Raw genomic sequence first — 17,388 nt, 5'->3', positions numbered from 1 at the left:
CCTCGCAGCGCTGGTGCTGACCCGAGCCTACGGTTTGCGGCCGGGGAGCAAACGCAGCGTGCAGGCGCGCTCGAATCGGGCGTCGATCGACGTCCATCGTTCGACGGCCTCTGCCAGCGCGTCGCGGTCGCCGTGCAGGATCCCACGGGTACGGGCCAGGCAGGCGGCCGCCCAGTCGTTCTGCTCGGCGTACGGCATGGCGGCGGCGAGCCGCTCGGCCGCCTCCGGCAAGCCGGCGACGACCGCCAGCTCTGCTCCGGCGGCGCGCGCGTAGGCCTCGTACCAGCGCACGGCGAAGGGGGCGAAAGCGCGCTCGACCAGTGCGGCGGCCTGATGGTAGGCGCGGGTGTGGACGGCGACCCTGGCGTCGACGAAGGCGGCGAAGGGGGCCAGGACCGGCGAGGAGGCCGCGTCCTCCATCCTGGCCATCTCCAGCGCGCGCGAGCGCCAGAGGTCGAACTCGCCGGTGCCTGCCAGCCCGTGAGCGAGCGCCGCGGCGGAGATCGCGGTCGACATCCAGGCGCTGCGCGGGCTGCCTGCCTGATGCCAGGCCTCCCACATGGCGGGCGCCTGCTGGAAGACCTCCGGGAAACGACCGCTCAGGGCGAGCGGTCGGATGGTCTTGGGGATGGACAGGTAGGGGTGTTCGCCGATGGGGTCCTCGCGCTGCGCGCGGCCGGCGACGGCGAGCGCGGCCGGCAGGTCGCCGACGCACAGCTCCGCCCGCGCGGCGGAGTGGAAGGTGTCGACGATCTCGGCCGCGGCGGACGGCTCGTGTGCCGGCAGGTGCTCGATGAGCGTGAGCCGCTCCCGGCAGATCCGCTGGACGGCGCGCATCCGGCCGGCCCGCGCGTACGCGCGCGTGAGCACGTCCAGCGCGCCCAGGAGGACGATGACGTCGCCGCACTCACGGGCGGCCTCGACGGCGGAACGGGCGAGTTCGAGGCCGTCCTGGTCCCAGGCCCGCGCGGTCGCCACCAGCGCCGCGGTGCGTGAATCGGCAGGGGTGACGCCGACGGTCGCCTTGTCGATCAGCGCCGGCAGGTGTTCGGACATCGGGTCGCGGTCGTGCGCGCCTCGGTAGCGGTGGGTGACCACCAGGGCGGAGGCGAGCGTGGCGGCGCGCAGGCCGGCGGCTTCAGCCTGGTCGGCCTCTTCAGCCTGGTCGGCCTCTTCGGTCTGGTCGGCCTCTTCGGTCTGGTCGGCGGGTTCAACCTGGTCGGCGGCACGCATCAGCAGGCGGAAGGCCAGTGGGCCGTCGGCGATCGAGACGGCCGTGGCGGCCGCGCTCAGGAGGTCCTGGTGGCCGTCCGCGGCGTCGCGGGCCCGGTCGGCGGCGGCCAGGTAGTGGCCGATCGCCTCCCGATGGAAGCGCCGGGCGAACGTCAGATGCGCCAGCGACCTGGCCAGGCGATGAGCCTGCCGGTCCGGTACGGCGGGCGTGTCGGCGAGCGTGGCCCGCAGATCGTCGGCCACCAGGTCGAACTGCGGCGCCCAGTTTCCGTCGAGCCGTGATTCCAGCGTCGCGGCCGTGCCCGCGGCCCAGCGCAGACGGAGCTGGAGCGTCTTCTCGGTCTCGCCACTGTCCGCGAGCCGGTCGGCGGCGAAGGCTCTGATGGTCTCCAGCAGCCGCCACCGGCCACCGCCCACCACCCCGAGCAGGCTCTTGTCGGCCAGCCGGCCGATGACGTCGGCCGTCGCGCTGGGCGGCGTGTCCGGCATGAGCGCCGTGGCCGCCGCCAGGTCGAACCCGCCCGCGAACACCGCCAGGCGGCGCAGCAGCGCGCGTTCCTCCTCTTCCAGCAGGTCGTAGCTCCAGCCGATGACCGCGCGCAACGAGCGGTGCCGGGGCGGCCTGCCGCGCGCGCCCGACAGCAGCCGAAGCCGGTCCTGCAGCCCCACCCGCAGAGCGTCGATGCCCAGTACGGCGACCCGCGAGGCGGCCAGCTCGATCGCCAGCGGCAGCCCGTCGAGCCGGGCGCACACCTCGGCGATGACCGCGGGCTCCGCGGCGAACCCCGGATCGATCGCGCGTGCCCGGTCCAGGAACAGCGTCTCGGCCTCCCCCGCCAGCGGCGGCACCGTGATGACCCGCTCGCCGGGCAGGCCCGGCCGCTCCCTGCTCGCGATCAGTATCCCCGCCTGGGGGCAGTCCGAGCGCAGTCTCTCCACCAGGTCGCCGACCTCGTCCAGCAGGTGCTCGCAGTTGTCGAGGACCAGCAGCGACCGTCCCAGCGCGAGCCGTTCGGCGACCACGCTTTCCAGCGGCTGGGGAGGGCGCTCGGCCAGGCCCAGCGCGTCAGCCACGGTCCGCAGGACGAACCCCTCGCCGACCGGGGTCAGATCGATGAACGCCCCGCCGGCGGGGAACGATGCCGAGGCCGCCTGCGCCAGCACGGCGGCCAGCCGGGTCTTGCCGACGCCGCCGGGCCCCACCAGGCAGACCGGCGCGGCGTCTGTCAGCGCCGCCAGCGCCTCCTGCCGCTCCTGCCGGCGTCCGATGAAGGACGTGTGGCTGACCGGGATCCCCTCAACGTGCCCCGGCCTGGCCGAAGGGGACGGCTGATGCCCGCTCAGGGCGACCAGGGCCGCCCTGTTGGCCACGCCGTACTTGCGCAGCAGCGAGGAGACGTGACTTTCCACGGTACGGACCGAGATCTGCAGCCGGTGGGCGATCCGCGCGTTCGTCAGGTGCTCGGCCAAGCCCGCCAGCACCTCGGCCTCGCGGGGCGAGACCTCCCGCGGCTCGCCAGGGACCATACGGCCCATTGTGGCGTACGTGCTTCTCAGCGGCGAATCAGTGCCGACTCCGCGGTAGTCGGGTCGAGGCGCACCTGGCCGCCGCGGACACCATGCTGCTCGGGCGGCGCACCTACGAGGAACACGTCGGCTACTGGCCCGCGGCGACGCCTGCTCGACGAGCTACGGCTGCTGATCGACCCGGTCGTCGTCCGTGCGGGCAGGAAGTTGTTCGAGGACGACGGCGACCGGCTGACCTGCACGCTCCTGGCCTCGCACAGCTACCGGACCGGCACCGTCTCGGCCACGTACGCGGTGGCCGGATGACCCGCCGGCCCACATTCCGGCCGCCGAGCAGGCGGTCGGGCGCGATCCTGGACGGCATGGGCGCGTGAGCAGCAGCACCAGCACGACCGCGCGGCGCCCGGGAATCCCAGGGCGGCCGTACCGCTGCCAGGTGGGCTGTATGCGAGTCAGATCGCGGATGTCGCGAGCGTCTTGATCGTGAAGTCGATGGCCGTGGCGAGCCGCTGGGGGTCATGTCCGGCGCGTTCGCGTACTCGCAGGCCGAGCACCGTCGTGAACAGCACCTCCACCGCGGCGTCGACGTCCAATGCGGCGGGCAGGTCGCCGTCGCGGATGCCGCGGCGTAGCAGTGACGCCAGGGTTTTCCGGGTGACGTCGAACGCGGCCTCGGTCCTTTGCCGGACCTCGGCGTCGGTGGTGCCGAGTTCGGCGGCCGTGTTGACCACGAAGCAACCGAGTCCGGCCTCGTGGCTGATCATCCAGATCAGCCACTCCCGCAGGATCTCGAGGCTGGGACCGGGAGCGGTGAGCTGCTCTTCGGCTTGAGTGGACTCGGTCGCCCGATAGTGGTCCAGCGTCCGCAAGAACAGCGTGTGCTTGTCGTCGAAGGTCCGGTACAGGCTGCTCTGCTTGAGCCCGAGCTCGGAGCCCAGGTCGCGGACCGACGTGGCATGGTAGCCACGACGCCAGAACAGGCGGGTCGCCTTGGCGACCACGTCCTGCTCGTCGAACTCCCTCGGCCGTGCCATGGCCGCCACTCTACCAACGTTGTGGAGCGATCGCTCCCGTATTAGGGTGTGCCATCGTATGGGAGCGATCGCTCCCAAATGAGAGAGGAAAGATACGACGTGACGGCAACGCACCCCACGACGACCGGGCGAGACCCGTCGGCGAGGAATCATTGGATCGCGGTGTCCGCCGTGGCCTTCGGCACATTTCTCCTGGTGACGGCCGAGCAGCTGCCCATCGGGCTGCTCACCCCCGTCGGATCGGCGCTGTCGGTGTCCGAGGGCGCGGCAGGGTTGATGGTCACCGTCCCCAGCATCGTCGCCGCCGTCGCGGCGCCGGTCGTGCCGGTGCTCGTCGGCAGGCTGGATCGCAGGATCCTGCTCGTCGCCTTGATGGGACTCATGACGCTCGCCAACCTGGCCTCCGCCCTGGCGCCGGACTATCCGCTCCTGATCGCCGCCCGCGTGCTGGTCGGGGTGGCGATCGGCGGGTTCTGGGCCATCGCCGGCGGTCTGGCCGTACGGCTCGTCGCGGCCTCGCACGTACCGCGGGCCACTGCGATCATCTTCGGTGGCGTCGGGGCCGCGAACGTGTTCGGTGTCCCCATCGGCACGATGATCGGCGGGCTGGCGAGCTGGCGGATCGCGTTCGGCGCGCTGAGCGCCCTCGCGCTCGCCGTGCTGGTCGCGTTGCTGGCCGTGCTGCCACCGTTGACCGCCGCTCAGCCCGTCGGCCTGCGGCGGCTGGCCGGTCAGTTCCGCAACCAGGGCGTCCGGGTCGGCATCCTGGCGACGTTCCTGATCGTGACCGGCCATTTTTCGGCCTACACGTTCATCGGTCCCGTGCTGCGGGACCTGTCCGGCATCGACGAGCAGTTCGTCGGGCCACTGCTGTTCGGATTCGGCGTGGCGGGCATCGCGGGGAACTTCGTCGCGGGCGCCGTCGTGGCGAAACGGCTCCATCGCACGGTCCTCGTCATCGCCGTCACCCTGGGGGTGACCGTGCTGCTCTTCCCCGTGGCAGGGCTCACCGGTGCGGGCGGGGTGACGCTGCTCGTCGTCTGGGGCCTGGTGTACGGCGGGGTCTCCACGAGCCTTCAGACGTGGATGATCAAGGTCGCGCCGCAGGCGGTCGAGGAGGCCTCCGCGCTGTGGGTGGCGGTGTTCAACCTCTCGATCGGTCTCGGCGCGCTGGCCGGCGGCGCGATCGTCGACGCCCTGCCGCTCCAGGGCATCCTGTGGCTGGCCGGCGTTCTCGTCCTGGTGGCCGGGCTGGCGGTGTGGAGCGCACGCCGGAACGCGAGCCTTGGGTGACCCCCGGAACGACGACGCCCGGTCGGCGACGATCTGCGTCGTCAGCCGGCCGGGCGCCTGGCGGAAGTGTTACTGCGGGGCGTCGAAGGTCCACTCGGCGCGGGCACCCGGGCCCACGGCGAGGGTCGAACGTCCGATCCGCTCCTCGTGCCGGGTCTCCACGGCGCGGTTGAGCGACATGGAGACCCGCTTCAGGCCCGCCTGCTCACGCGCGACGGAGTCGAGCTGGATGGTGGTGCCACCGCCGGTCGCGATGGCGCCGCCCCCAACGGTCGCGACGTCGAACCCGCCGGCTCGCAGCACCGGCAGCGTGATGGCCAGGTCCCGCGCGGTGACACCGATGCGGATGTAGGTAATGTCCCGCATCAGGCGGTCCTGGTACGTGTCGGGCAGGTAGCGCTCCCGGCTGACGTCACCGGGGTAGCTCTCCGGCTCGGTCTGGCTGCGCGGGTCGGCGAAGTACTCGGGGAAGTACTCCATCGCCCACGGGTCGAAGGCCTCGTACTGGGCGGAGGTGGTGCGGATGGTGTCGAACCACGGGATCGGGACGCCATCGCCGAAGTCACGCGTCTGGCGGTATTCGGCCGGGTCGGAGACGCCCTGGGCCTTCAGCTGCGCGGTCACCTTGGCCAGGTCACCGGCGCGCTCGGTCGAGACGGCCAGCCCGGCGGAGCCGAAGAGAGCGTCCTGGCCGGGCAGGTCGCCCTCGCCGAACAGCTCCATGTAGGTCTCGCGGCCCTTGAGGTAGCGGCCCTTCCAGGTCAGGCCGCCACCGGTCGTGGTCCGGACCTCGAAGTTGGCGAACTCGCGCAGGTAGGCCGAGTTCTCGACGGCGTCCGCCGTCTCGCGGTCCACCACGCTGTAGGCGTGGTTGTAGAACAGCAACTGCCCCTGGGATGACACGTGGGACTCTTCGGCCTGGGCCGTCCCCACGCCCCCGGCGATCGCGACGGTGCAGGTCGCGGCCAGAGCAGTGATCATCCGTAATGTCCGGCGAATCAGCATGGAAGTGATCTTAAGGCGGAGATGATCACCTTCACTATCGTTTTGACAGGACCCGAACCGGATTTGTGGCGATCTTATAGTGGCTGTGTAGTGAGCCGTCCCGTCGTCCGCGCACCTGCGCGCGCGGGCCGCCCGCGCAGGTGCGCGCCGCCGATTTGCCCCCAGCGCTGTCAGAACTCGATGAAGCCGTACAGCGCGAGATGGTTCGACTTCGTGCTGCTCACCGTGTGGTCGACGGCCGACGACCGCACGGTGCCCTTGACGAAGAGGTAGTCGATCTTCCTGGAACCGGAGGTCGTCTTCGCTCCGTAGCCGGTCATGCCGAAGCCGCCGAGGGTCGTGGCGGCGATGTTCGTACGATTCGCGTCGATCCCGATCACGCGGATCGTCGACGCGTTCATGAGGCTCGTGGCGTCCGTACCGACGTGGATGCCGGAGTTCGCGATGCCCGTGTCGCCCGCGCCCGCGCAGGCGTTCGCGCCGTTCTGCTCCGGGAGGTGCATGGTCGCGGCGAAGACCGTCGTCCCGGTTTCCTTGATCGTGAACTTCGCCGCGATGGCGCTCGTGCGCTTCCATTTGTACTGGTTGGTGGTGCCGTCGTCGATGTCCGGCGGCTTGTACAGCGTGCAACCGGCCCCGCCGGCGTACGAGGTCCCGGGCTTCAGCCAGCCCGCGCTCCAGTACTTCGAGATGTCGCCCGCCGCGAGGCCCAGCGTTCGGGTGTTGTAGATGATCGCGTTGGTCTGCCGCTTCTTCAGGTCGCCGAGCGACTGCTGGCTGCACTTGTGCGTGCTGCCCCACTCCTCGGGGTTGTCCCAGGCCACGATCGCCTTGTACGTGCCCGCCGGATATCCGAACATGCCCCCGAGCTGGTCGGCGTAGGCCGTGGCCTGCCCGGTGCCGCGCACCTGCTGCACGATCAGGAGATCGGGTGCCTGCACGCCGGAGGTGCCCGTCTTGCCGTCGTCGTCGACCAGCATCGAGGCGAGGTGGTCGGGGCCCGAGACCCGGGTGCACGTGCCGTCGGCGTTGTTCCTCACCAGGTTCTCGATGTTGTTGTTGTAGACCCGTAAGACCCGACCCTCGGCGGCGGTGGGCGCCGCGTGCGCCGGTGCGATCGACGTCGTGGTGAGTGCGACGGCCGCCGCGAGTGCTAACGCGCCAGGCGCTCGATAATGGGATGACATTGTGGCAGATTAGCGATCATTCCGGGCGCTGCCCAGGTCGGCGAGCCCTCAGGCCGACGCCGTTCACAGGTCGGCGAAGAACACCCGCTCACGTGCCTGCTCCACCGCGACCAGCAGCGCGCCGCGCACCACGGGCCTGTCCAGGATCGCGCTCGCCTCCACCCGCGGCCTGGCCAGGCACATGCGCGCCACCGCCTGCTGGACGCGGCCGGCGAGTTCGTCGCCTCCGGCGGAACCGACGTGGCTGCCCAGCACGACGAGTTCGGGATCGAGAACGGCACAGATGGACGCGACCCCCAACGCGATCCGCCGGGCCAGCTCATCGAGGAAAACCGCCCCCGCCGCACTCCCCACCGCCCCCGCCACGCTGCGCTCGGCGTCCTCGGCCGCGATCCCGTGCCTCTCGGCGAGTTCCTGTACCGCCCGCCAGCCCACCAGGGACTGGAACGCGGCCCCCACCTCATGGCGGCTGCGGTCGAAGCCGCCGTCGCTCACGGCCGCGCCGGGGACGGGCATCCAGCCGAGCTCACCGGCCGCGCCCACGGTCCCCCGGAAGAGCTGATCGCCCACCATGACGGCCGATCCGGGCCCACGTCCGATCCACACCAGGACGAAGTTGCGTACGTCACTCGCGGCCCCCAGCGCCCGCTCCGCCATCGCGGCGAGGTTGACGTCGTTGTCGATCGTGACGGGCAGCCGCAGCCTCCGGTGGAGGGCTTCGCGCACGTCCCCGCACCACGCGGGCATGTCATAGCAGAAGTGGACAAGGCTCGTACCAGGATCGATAACAGCGGGCAGGCCGATCACGCACGCCCGCACCTGCGCCGGGTCGATCCGCGCGGTCCGAGTGAGGCGTTCCACGATCGCGTGCATCGCCTCGGCCGGATCCGCGGCGGCCTCGGTCGGGACCGTCGTCTCCGCCAGCACCCGCCCCGTGATGTCGGCGAGCACGGCGGTCGTCGTGTCCAGGTAGACCTCGACCCCGATCACATGGCCGCACGAGGGGTTGAGCCCGTAGAGGACCGCGTTGGGCCCGCGTCCACCCTCCTGAACACCGGCCCTGACGACCACGCCGCGCTCCTCCAGACGGGACAGGACATGGTTGGCCGTCACCTTCGACAGCCCGGTCCTCTCGCTCACCTGCGCCCGGGTCAGCGCTCCCGACGAGCCGAGCAGCTCCAGCGCGGCTCGATCATTCAGCTCACGTAACAGACGCGGACGCCCGGGCTTTGCGTTCATGCGCTCCATACTGGCCGTTGTCGGTGGCGTCGGGGAGGATCGGCACACCGGATCACGGCGCGAAGGAGATCAAGGTGCCCCCCACCGGCCACCCTTTCCTCAAGGGCATGTACGACGACGCCTACTACCCTCGCCGGCTCGTCGACAAGGGCAGGGACATCTTGCTGCGCCTGTGCGAGCGGATCGAGGCCGAGCGGCCGTCGGACCTCGCGGCACTGTACGTCCTCACGCAGGCGGCGACGGACGAGTTCAACGAGCTGGCGGTCGAGTTCCTGGAGGCCGGCAGCCAGATGGAGACGGTGGCGCGCGAGGTGATCGCCGAGGACTTCTGGTTCGTGGCGACGGCCTACGGGTTCGCGGACGCGGACATGGAGGAGCTGATCGCGACCCGCGACTGGTGACGTGACGGACGCGGCGGAGGGGGTTCAGGGGCTGTCCACATTGGCGCCGTATGGAGACGATGAGTCCGCGCCAAGTCGTCGCCAAGGGAGGTCTAAGTCCGGGGGCGCACCCTGGTGGCATCCCCCGATCGAAGGAGCGCCCCATGGCCCCCAACATGCTCGGATTCCGCATCACGCACCGCGCCATGCGCGGCGACGCGCGCCGCCTGGCCACGTTGATGAGCGGGCTCGCCGCCGGTGAGGAGCGGGCGGATCCGGCCCGGCTCGACGCCATCGCCACGTTCGCCACCAAGCTCTGCGCCGGCATCCACCATCACCACCAGGCCGAGGACAACGTGCTCTGGCCCGTCATCGTGCGCTCGGCCGGCGCCGAGGTGGACCTGAGCGACCTCAGCGACGACCACGCCGAGCTCGACCCGCTGCTGGAGGAGATCACCGCCGCCGCTGGGCGGCTCGGCACGGACCGGGCGGCGGCGGGACGGATGGCCAAGGCCCTGACGACGCTCGCCGACCTCCTCGACGAGCACATCGAGGAGGAGGAGCGGCTGCTCTTCCCCGTCATCGCGAAATACGTGTCGGAGGCGGACTGGAAGTCGGTCGAGGACGAGGTGCGCAAGGGCGGGGACATCGGCTTCGACCTGCCGCGGATCGGCCAGTACGCGCGGCCGGAGGAGCTGGCCGAGCTGCGCAGACTGGCGGGGCCGGTGCTCGCGCTCCTGCTCAGGGTGCTCGACCGCGGTCACCGGCGCCGCCAGGCGCTGATCTTCGGCTACGGCAGGTGACCCCGCCTCCCACGGGCCGCCCGGGCCCAGTGGGGCGAGCCGACCAGTTCCGCGACCTCCTCCGCCCGCGCGTAGTGCGCGTCCGGATCCTGGCCCATCAGGCGCGCCAGGTCTCCGAGCAGCAGCGCGACGGGGCCCAGAGTGACGGACCCGCTGTGCATCCCGGCCAGCTCCCCCTCCCACCGCCGTAGGTTGTGGTAGCAGCGGACGGCCACCTCGACGTCCCCCAGCGCGACGGCGGTCTGCGCGCGCAACCCCTCCCACAGCAGCCAGTAGTAGTCGAGCGACTGGGACGACCCGGGCTGCCAGACCCGCCTGGCGGCCTCCGGCTCGCCCGCCGCCGCCAGCGCCGCCGCGTACAGCTCGGCCGTGCCGTCGTTGGGCACGTGCTCCCACAGGAAGGCGAGCTCGTCCAGCGAGTCGCGCACGTTGCCGCGGGCCAGCCGCACCACGAACCTGCCCAGTATCCCCAGCGCCTCGGCGTTCGCGCCGCCGCGCTCGGCCATCTGCCGGGAGACCCCGGTGTAGATGGCCTCCGCGGCGTCGAAGTCGCCCTCGACCAGCTTCCGCTGCGCGCCGAAGAGCGTCAGGATCACCAGCGACAGGCCGAGCTGGCCGCTGGTGGAGACCGCCACGCCGCGGTCGGCGTGGCGTGCCGCGGCCGCCACGTCGTTGCGGCCCAACGCGGCCATGAGCAGCGCGCTGTGGCCCAGCGTGAGGTAGGCGACCAGCCGGTGAGTGCTCCCCAGCTCCAGCAGCTCGCGGCCGATGGCCTCCAGCTCGTCGCGCCGGTCCGGGGAGAGCACGGCGAAGTAGCGCGCGTTGAGTGCCAGGCAGAGCAGCTCGGGGCGGCCGAGCCGGCGCGCGAGCGCCACCGCCTCGGCTCCGGCGCCGTCCACCCGGACGTCGTCGTGGCCCTCCAGCGCGAAGACGAGCGCCGCCAGCAGCCGGCAGCGCGTCTCGTCGTCGGGTCCCGCGGCCAGCTCCGACCGCAGCGCCGCGACGAAGTCCTCGTCGTAGCGGGAGTCCTGCTGGATCGTCCAGATCACGGGCGCGTCGTACGAGGTCAGGGCCCTGGCGAAAGGTCTGCCGGCGACGCGCCCCGCGAGCGGGCGGGCCGTCTCGACGGCGGTGGTGCGGGCGGCCACGGCGCCGATGACGTCGCCCGCGTGCCCGAGCGCCGACACCAGCCCGCACAGCAGCTCCAGCCTGGTCCCGTCGTCCTCGGCGAACTCCAGCGCCGCCCGCCACAGCGCCGCCGCCTCCCGGTGCGCGTGCAGGCCGGACGCCTGTACGGCCGCCGCCCGCGCGTACCGCACCGCGCTCGGCGCCGCCGCCTCCAGCGCGTGATGGGCCAGCGCCGCCACGTCTCCGGGGCGGATCCGCTCCAGCGCGGTCACCACCCGCCCGTGCAGCCGGGTACGGCGGATCCTGGCGGTGTCCTCGTACAGCACCTGCCTGACCAGGACGTGCGTGAACCGCAGCCGGCCGGGGCCGGGCTCGGCCAGCAGCCCCGTCAGGACCCCGGCCTCCACCCCGTCGAAGACCGTGTCCTCGTCCCCGTCGTGCAGCGCGATCAGGACATCCACGTCCGCGTCCCTGCCGATGACGGCGGCGTTGCGCAGCACGGTCTGGGCGCTGGCGGGCAGGCGGCTGATCCTGCGCCGGATGAGGTCGCGCACGCCGGGCGGCAGCGCCTCGGCGGCGGCGGGCCCCTCGGAGGCGAGCAGCCGGGCGATCTCGCAGACGAACAGGGGGTTGCCGAGCGTGCGTTCGGCGATCGTGCGCACGGTCGCCGGCCCCAGCTCGCGCTCGCAGTGGCGGGCGAGCAGCGCGGCGACGTCGGACTCGCCGAGTCCGGGCAGCTCCAGGTGCCTGCTCCCGGCGGCGAGGGCGGCCAGCGTGGCGGCCAGGTCGTCGGTCGCCTCGGCGGGCCGGTGGGTGGCCAGGACCAGCAGCTTGGCCGTGGGCTTGAGGTGGCGCAGGAGGTGCAGGGTCTCGCCGTCGGCGCGGTGCACGTCCTCCAGCACGACGACCAGCGGCGCGTTGGCCGCCAGGTAGTCGGCCACCGACCGGGCCAGCCGGAACTGGTTCTGGATCGCCACGCCGTCGTGCAGCAGGGGCGCCAGCCCGGCCGGGTCGTCCGGCGGGCGGGCGGCGGCGAGCCGGCGGACGACCTCGCTCCACGCCCACGCGGGCGGCGCGTCACCGTCGATCTCCGGGCAGCGGCCGATGGCCACCCGCCATCCGCGCTCCCCCAACTCCGCCGCGAACGCCTCGGCCAGCGCGCTCTTCCCCGCGCCCGGCTCGCCCCCGAGCCAGACCGTGCGCTGGGCGGCGTGCGCGGCCTCCTCCCGGAGGACGGCCAGCTCGCGCTCCCTGCCGACGAGCGCGGGCCCGGGCGCGGGCACCGGATCCTGCGCGGGTGCGGGCTCCGGGCTGGGTACGGGGTGCGCGTTCAGGGAGTCCGACTGGCGCAGGATGTCCTGTTCGAGGGCGCGTAACACCGGGCCGGGATCGACCCCCAACTCGTCGGCCAGCTGTTCCCTGGCCCGGCGCAGCACCGAGAGCGCCTCCGCCTGGCCGCCGGACCGGTAATGGGCCAGGGCCAGCAGGCGCACGGCGTTCTCGCGCAGCGGATGCCGGTCGACGTGCCGGCGCAGCTCCGGGGCCGCCTCGGCGTGGCATCCCAGCATGAGCGCGGCCTCGGCCCGGTACTCGACGGCGATCAGCCGCAGCTCGGCCAGCCTGGTCGCCTCCGGCACCGCCCATTCCTCGGCGAACTCCCCGTACGCGGAGCCCGTCCAGAGCCCCAGCGCCTCGTCGAGCAGGTCGCACGCGGCCGCCGCCGCGTCCTGCTGCAGCGCCTTCCCGGCGGCGTCGATCAGCCCGGGCAGCCGCCACGCGTCCACGTTCTCCTCGGCCAGGCGGAGCCGGTACCCGGGCGGGGCGCTCACGATCACCGTGGCCGGAGCGCGCGGCGGGCGGTCGGGCTCCAGCGCCCGGCGCAGGTTCGAGACGTAGACCTGGAGGGCGGCCAGCGCCTTGGGCGGCGGCTGGCCCTGCCAGAGGTCGTCGATGAACCGGTCGGCCGACACGACCTGGCCGCCCGCCGCCACCAGGCGCGCGAGCACGGCCCGCTGCCTGGCCGGGCCGAGGTCCACGTGACGACCGTGCAGACTGGCCTGGAGCGGTCCGAGGACCTGGATGTCGAGCATGGCACCCCCTGATCTACGAGTCCCCCACCCGACCCGGCGCGCTCGCGCACGACAGTGCGGGAACGGTCCACAGCCGCCAATCATGAGCTATCCACACATATTTGGGCAATCACCAACACTCCGTCATGACGTCCGCCCGGCCATCACCACCACCGACGCCGCCCGCCCGGCCGCGCTCACGCCCATGTGCTGCCCCGCCTGCTCTAGGGCGTTTCTAAGGTTCGCCGACGGCTGGGTGAAGGTGGGCCGGGTTGGCTGGCGGCAGCCACCGGGCCGGAGGGGCCGGCCGGTCGGGAGAAGGAGACGCGACATGGACCGACGCAAGGCAGGCCTGGCCGCCGGCATGGTGCTGGTGCTGACGCTGGGCGGGTCGGGGGCGCTGGCGGCCTCGTCCCAGCGGGACCCCGCCGACGACCCGTGCGCCAAGATCGCAACGTGCACACCCGCCGGCGACCCGTGCGCCAAGGCGGCGGCGTGCACGCCTGCCGACATCGCCAAGGCCAAGGCGGCCAAGGCCGCGGAACTCGACGGCAAGTGCTCGCCTGACATGTTGAAGCCCGATGTGAAGAAGCAGGACGTGGAGAAGCAGGAGCATCCCGTCGAGAACGGGATGCTGGCCAAGGCGCTGGCGGACTCGCTGGGCGTCGGGCTCGACCGGGCGACCGCCGCCGAGGAGGAGCTGAACCTCCTCAGCCAGAAAGGCGGGATAAATCCGAAATCACCGGAGTTCGCCGCGATAGCCGAGCGCCTGGGAGTGTCGGCGGAGCGGCTGAACCAGGCGCTGGCCGACTTCAAGCGGTCCTTCGTACGGGGAGAGGACAGCAGGCCGGACGCCGTCAAGACCCCGGGATCCTGACCGCCCGGCCGTCAGCGGGCGCTCAGGGGTGGGCGGCGGCGGGCACGGCGAGGAGAGTGGGATCATGCACGTCCTTGTGGCCGACGACGACGAGGCGGTGCGCCGTTCGCTGACGCGCGCGCTCGCCCGTGAGGGCTATCACGTGAGCACCGCCGCCGACGGCCTGCGCGCCCTGGAGGCGGCCGGTGGCGGGCGGCAGGACGCGGTGGTGCTGGACATCATGATGCCCGGCCTGGACGGGCTGGAGGTGTGCCGCCGCCTGCGCGCCGGCGGCGACCGCACGCCGATCCTGATGCTCACCGCCCGCGACCTGGTCGCCGACCGGGTCGCGGGGCTGGACGCCGGGGCCGACGACTACCTGGTCAAGCCGTTCGCGCTGGAGGAGCTGCGGGCCCGCCTGCGCGCGCTGCTGCGGCGCAGCGGCGCGGCCGAGGAGATGCTGCGCTTCGCCGACCTGGAGCTGGACACCGCCGCCTGCCGGGCCGCCCGCGGGGCGCGGGTGCTCGACCTGACCAGGACCGAGTACACGCTGCTGAAGGTGTTCCTGCGCAACCCGAACCGGGTGCTGAGCCGCGGCGTAATCTTCGACGCGGTCTGGGGGTACGACTTCGGCCCGTCGTCCAACGCGCTGTGGGTCTACATCAGCTACCTGCGGGCCAAGCTGGAGGCCGGGGGCGAGCCGCGGCTGATCCAGACGGTGCGCGGGCTGGGGTACGTGCTGCGGGAGGAGCCGTGACGCTGCGGACCAGGGTCGCCCTGGCCGGGGCGGCCGTGGTGGCGGCGGCCCTGCTGATCGCCTCGCTGGTGGTCTATCCGGCGATGGCGAGCGGGCTGGGCGGCCAGCACGACGGCGAGCTGGTGCTGGCCGCCGGGCAGGCGCCCCAGCTGCTGGCCTCGTTCAAGGCCACCCGCGCGCCTCTGCCGGATTATCCGGTCTCCGTGGGCAACACGCTGCTGCAGTTCTTCCCGCCTCCCGTGAATCCGGGGCCGACCACCGGTTTCGTCCCGCTCTCCGACAGGGACGCCGGGGTCGCGTGGGGCAAGTTCCCGCCGTACTTCCAGGAGGTGAGCTACGGCGGGGCGCGCTACCGCGTCTACACGGCTCCGCTGGGCCAGGTCGATCAGGCGCTGGTACGCACCGCGTTCCCGCTCGACCGGGACGACGACACCTTGAACAGCCTCAAGCTCCTGTTGGGGGCGCTGATCCTGGGCGGCGCGCTGATCGCCGGGATGGGGGCGCGGCTGCTCGCCGGGCGCGTGCTGCGCCCCATCGGCCGCCTGACCGAGGTGGTCGAGCACGTCACCGCCACCCGTACGCTCACCGCGGGCGGGCTCGACGGCAGCGGGCGCGACGAGGTCGCCCGGCTGGCCCGCTCGTTCACCACGATGACCGGCGCGCTGAACGAGTCCCTGCTGGCCCAGCGGCGCCTGGTCGCCGACGCCTCGCACGAGCTGCGTACCCCGCTGACCAGCCTCATCACCAACCTCGAACTGCTGGGCGAGGGGCGCGGCACCGCCGACCCGCAGGCCCCGGCCCTGGTCCACGAGGCCCGCGCGCAGGCCGGCGAGCTGCGGGTGCTGGTCAACGACCTGGTGGAGCTGGCCAGGTACGGCGACGTCCAGATCCACACCGAGGACGTCCGCCTCGACCTGGTCGCGGAGCGCGTGATCGCCAGGGCGCGGGGCCGGGCGCCGCACGTCCGGCTGCGGGGCGAGCTGGCCGAGTGCCTGATCCACGCCGACCCCGACGCCGTCGAACGCGCCGCCGCCAACCTGGTCGACAACGCGATCAAGTGGAGCCCGCCGGGCGGGGAGGTGCTGGTCGAGGTGACCGCGACCGGCGCGCTGTCGGTCGCCGACCAGGGGCCCGGCATCGCCGCCGAGGACCTGCCGTTCGTCTTCGACCGCTTCTACCGCGCCAAGGCGGCCCGCTCCCTGCCCGGCTCGGGGCTGGGGCTGGCCATCGTGCGCCAGATCGCCGAGGCACACGGCGGCGCGGTCCGCGCCGAGCCCCTCACCCGGGGCGTCCGCCTCGTCCTGTCCCTCCCCCTCGCCACCTGACCACCCGCCCGCCCTGAAGGAACGCCCGGCCATGGGCTCTAGCCGGGAGGCACGAGGTCACCGAGAGAGAGGGCCAGCCAGAGCTGGAGCCGGTGCCCGGGGTCGGTGAGGGGGCGGCCCGAGACGCGTTCGGCGACGGCCAGGCGGCGGCGCAGGGTGTTGCGGTGCACACCCAGCCGCCGCGCGGCCGTCTCCAGGTTCGACCCCGCCTCCAGATACGCGCGGAGCGAGCCGACCAGGTCGCCGCCGTGCCGCGCCTCGTACTCGCGCAGCGGGCGGAGCGCGGCGGCGGCGAAGCGGTGCGCGGCGTCGGGCACGAAGGCGTCCCTGAGCAGCGCGGACGCCTCAAGGTCATCGACATGGAGGTAGGCGTCGCCCCGGGCGGCCAGGGTGGCGGCGTGCCGGACCGCCGAGGGGAGCTCCTCCAGGCCGAGCGCCCGGCAGCCGCCGCCCGGCACGCCCAGCCGCGCGCACAGCTCCGTACCCCACCGGGCCGTTCGTTCCGGCAGCACGAACACCGTGCCCTCCGGCCGGGCGCACACGAGGGCCAGCTCCTCGGCGTCCGCCGCCACCTCCTCCAGCGCCTCGATCGCCGCCTCCGGCGGGACCGGCGCCGCCGTCACGACCACCTCGTACGGCGGCGCCGCGACCGGGCACAGCTCGCCGAGCTGGCGCGGCGACAGCCCGCCGTCGAGCACGGCGGCCAGCAGCGCGCCCCGCTGGGCCTGCGCCTTGACCCGGCCGGCCCGCACGCCGAGCAGCTCCATGGCGAGCAGGCAGGCGGCCTGGTTGGCCAGCATCCTGGCGTGCCACTCCAGCGGCGAGCCCGTGCACACCGCCAGCCAGCCGGTCGGCGGCCCGGAGAAGCCGAGGCTCTGCAGCTGGACGGCCTGGATGCCGTCGTCCAGCACGCCCGCGCTCAGCCGGGCCGCGCCCCGCGCCATCTCCAGGGCCCGGGCGTGCCAGGGCCGCTCCCCCACCGGCGTGGCCGCCCTGGGCTTGCCCTGCGGGTCCAGCAGCAGGGACTCGCCGCCGGTGTGCTCGGCCAGGGCACGCAGGATGCCCGAGGTGCCCGACAGCAGCGCGGCCCGCGCCATGGCCTCCTGGGCGGCGACGACCCGCCGCTCTCCGCGTACGCGCTCGTCGGCGTGCCACCGGGCGACGGCCTCGGTCACCGCGATGAACGGGGTCAGGATCTCCAGCACCGGCAGCCCCTGGAGGTCGGCGGCGGCCAGCACCTCCTCCGGCACGGCCGTCACGGCCTCGCCGAGCGCGAAGGCGAGCCCGGCGCAGCCCGCCCCCGACAGCCGCTCGACGTACGCCTGCCGCCCGGCGGAGTCGCCCGGCAGGCCGAGCCCGATGGTCATCACCAGCTCGCCCCCGCGCAGCCACGGCACGGGGTCGGCCAGCTCGGACACGTGCGCCCAGCGGACCACGCGCGACAGGCCGGCGCGCCCGGCCAGCAGCCGCATGCGCATGCCGGGCAGGGTCATGGCCTGGGCGACGGTCAACGCCATGGGTGTTCCTCAGGGCTGTGCATACCGCACTCTAA

Annotated in this window: 13 protein-coding genes; 6 read left to right on the top strand and 7 right to left on the bottom strand. The window is 73.0% G+C overall.

Translation table 11 applies throughout. From position 1 onward, the window contains the following. Nucleotides 1-27 precede the first annotated feature (27 nt). Together ABZX61_RS59335 and ABZX61_RS59330 are read right to left on the bottom strand one after the other, a co-directional pair. Nucleotides 28-2,760, bottom strand: a complete 2,733-nt coding sequence (locus ABZX61_RS59335) for a LuxR C-terminal-related transcriptional regulator (RefSeq protein WP_355210391.1) — start codon at nucleotides 2,758-2,760, stop codon at nucleotides 28-30. 452 nt (nucleotides 2,761-3,212) lie between these two features. Next, nucleotides 3,213-3,794, bottom strand: coding sequence for a TetR/AcrR family transcriptional regulator (locus ABZX61_RS59330; RefSeq protein ID WP_355210388.1), 582 nt, complete (start codon nucleotides 3,792-3,794; stop codon nucleotides 3,213-3,215). A 162-nt stretch (nucleotides 3,795-3,956) separates the two neighbouring features. Between ABZX61_RS59330 and ABZX61_RS59325 the strand changes: the two genes are divergently transcribed. Then, on the top strand, nucleotides 3,957-5,087 hold the full coding sequence (locus ABZX61_RS59325; RefSeq protein ID WP_355210385.1) for an MFS transporter: 1,131 nt from the start codon (nucleotides 3,957-3,959) through the stop codon (nucleotides 5,085-5,087). A 69-nt stretch (nucleotides 5,088-5,156) separates the two neighbouring features. Here ABZX61_RS59325 and ABZX61_RS59320 read toward each other — a convergent pair whose 3' ends face one another. The 3 genes from ABZX61_RS59320 to ABZX61_RS59310 form a co-directional block, all read right to left on the bottom strand. Then, nucleotides 5,157-6,092: a DUF5829 family protein gene (locus ABZX61_RS59320; RefSeq protein WP_355210383.1), complete on the bottom strand. Its 936-nt coding sequence runs from the start codon at nucleotides 6,090-6,092 to the stop codon at nucleotides 5,157-5,159. A 170-nt stretch (nucleotides 6,093-6,262) separates the two neighbouring features. Further along, nucleotides 6,263-7,279, bottom strand: a complete 1,017-nt coding sequence (locus tag ABZX61_RS59315) for a hypothetical protein (protein ID WP_355210380.1) — start codon at nucleotides 7,277-7,279, stop codon at nucleotides 6,263-6,265. Nucleotides 7,280-7,342: 63 nt separating this feature from the next. Continuing rightward, complete coding sequence (locus tag ABZX61_RS59310; protein WP_355210378.1) at nucleotides 7,343-8,518, bottom strand: ROK family transcriptional regulator; 1,176 nt, start codon at nucleotides 8,516-8,518, stop codon at nucleotides 7,343-7,345. 74 nt (nucleotides 8,519-8,592) lie between these two features. On the opposite strand from ABZX61_RS59310, the gene ABZX61_RS59305 reads away from it, so the two are divergent. Both ABZX61_RS59305 and ABZX61_RS59300 read left to right on the top strand, forming a co-directional pair. Then, the gene (locus tag ABZX61_RS59305; RefSeq protein ID WP_355210375.1) at nucleotides 8,593-8,919 is read left to right on the top strand and encodes a DUF5713 family protein; all 327 of its coding nucleotides are present in this window, start codon (nucleotides 8,593-8,595) and stop codon (nucleotides 8,917-8,919) included. A 143-nt stretch (nucleotides 8,920-9,062) separates the two neighbouring features. Further along, a complete protein-coding gene (locus ABZX61_RS59300) occupies nucleotides 9,063-9,701 on the top strand; it encodes a hemerythrin domain-containing protein (protein ID WP_355210372.1) in 639 nt (212 codons plus the stop codon). Here the strand turns inward: ABZX61_RS59300 and ABZX61_RS59295 are convergent. Continuing rightward, nucleotides 9,689-12,919: a BTAD domain-containing putative transcriptional regulator gene (locus tag ABZX61_RS59295; RefSeq protein ID WP_355210369.1), complete on the bottom strand. Its 3,231-nt coding sequence runs from the start codon at nucleotides 12,917-12,919 to the stop codon at nucleotides 9,689-9,691. The genes ABZX61_RS59300 and ABZX61_RS59295 overlap by 13 nt on opposite strands. Before the next feature lie 310 nt (nucleotides 12,920-13,229). Here ABZX61_RS59295 and ABZX61_RS59290 point away from each other — a divergent pair, with 310 nt between their 5' ends. The 3 genes from ABZX61_RS59290 (at nucleotide 13,230) to ABZX61_RS59280 (ending at nucleotide 15,836) form a co-directional block, all read left to right on the top strand. Then, nucleotides 13,230-13,775: a hypothetical protein gene (locus ABZX61_RS59290; protein ID WP_355210366.1), complete on the top strand. Its 546-nt coding sequence runs from the start codon at nucleotides 13,230-13,232 to the stop codon at nucleotides 13,773-13,775. Between the two features lie 64 nt (nucleotides 13,776-13,839). After that, nucleotides 13,840-14,511: a response regulator transcription factor gene (locus ABZX61_RS59285; protein ID WP_350741705.1), complete on the top strand. Its 672-nt coding sequence runs from the start codon at nucleotides 13,840-13,842 to the stop codon at nucleotides 14,509-14,511. Then, complete coding sequence (locus ABZX61_RS59280; RefSeq protein WP_355210363.1) at nucleotides 14,508-15,836, top strand: HAMP domain-containing sensor histidine kinase; 1,329 nt, start codon at nucleotides 14,508-14,510, stop codon at nucleotides 15,834-15,836. Before ABZX61_RS59285 ends, ABZX61_RS59280 begins: the two co-directional genes overlap by 4 nt. A gap of 38 nt (nucleotides 15,837-15,874) precedes the next feature. Here the strand turns inward: ABZX61_RS59280 and ABZX61_RS59275 are convergent, their stop codons facing one another. After that, nucleotides 15,875-17,353 (bottom strand): PucR family transcriptional regulator, encoded by a 1,479-nt coding sequence (locus ABZX61_RS59275; RefSeq protein ID WP_355210360.1) that lies wholly within the window; start codon nucleotides 17,351-17,353, stop codon nucleotides 15,875-15,877. Between the last annotated feature and the right edge of the window lie 35 nt (nucleotides 17,354-17,388).

Origin of the sequence: Nonomuraea sp. NPDC003709, from assembly GCF_040610775.1 — a bacterium.
Classification (GTDB): Bacteria; Actinomycetota; Actinomycetes; order Streptosporangiales; family Streptosporangiaceae; genus Nonomuraea; species Nonomuraea angiospora_A.
Note: the sequence above shows the minus strand (reverse complement) of the source record. Positions and strands in the feature narration are given on the sequence as shown.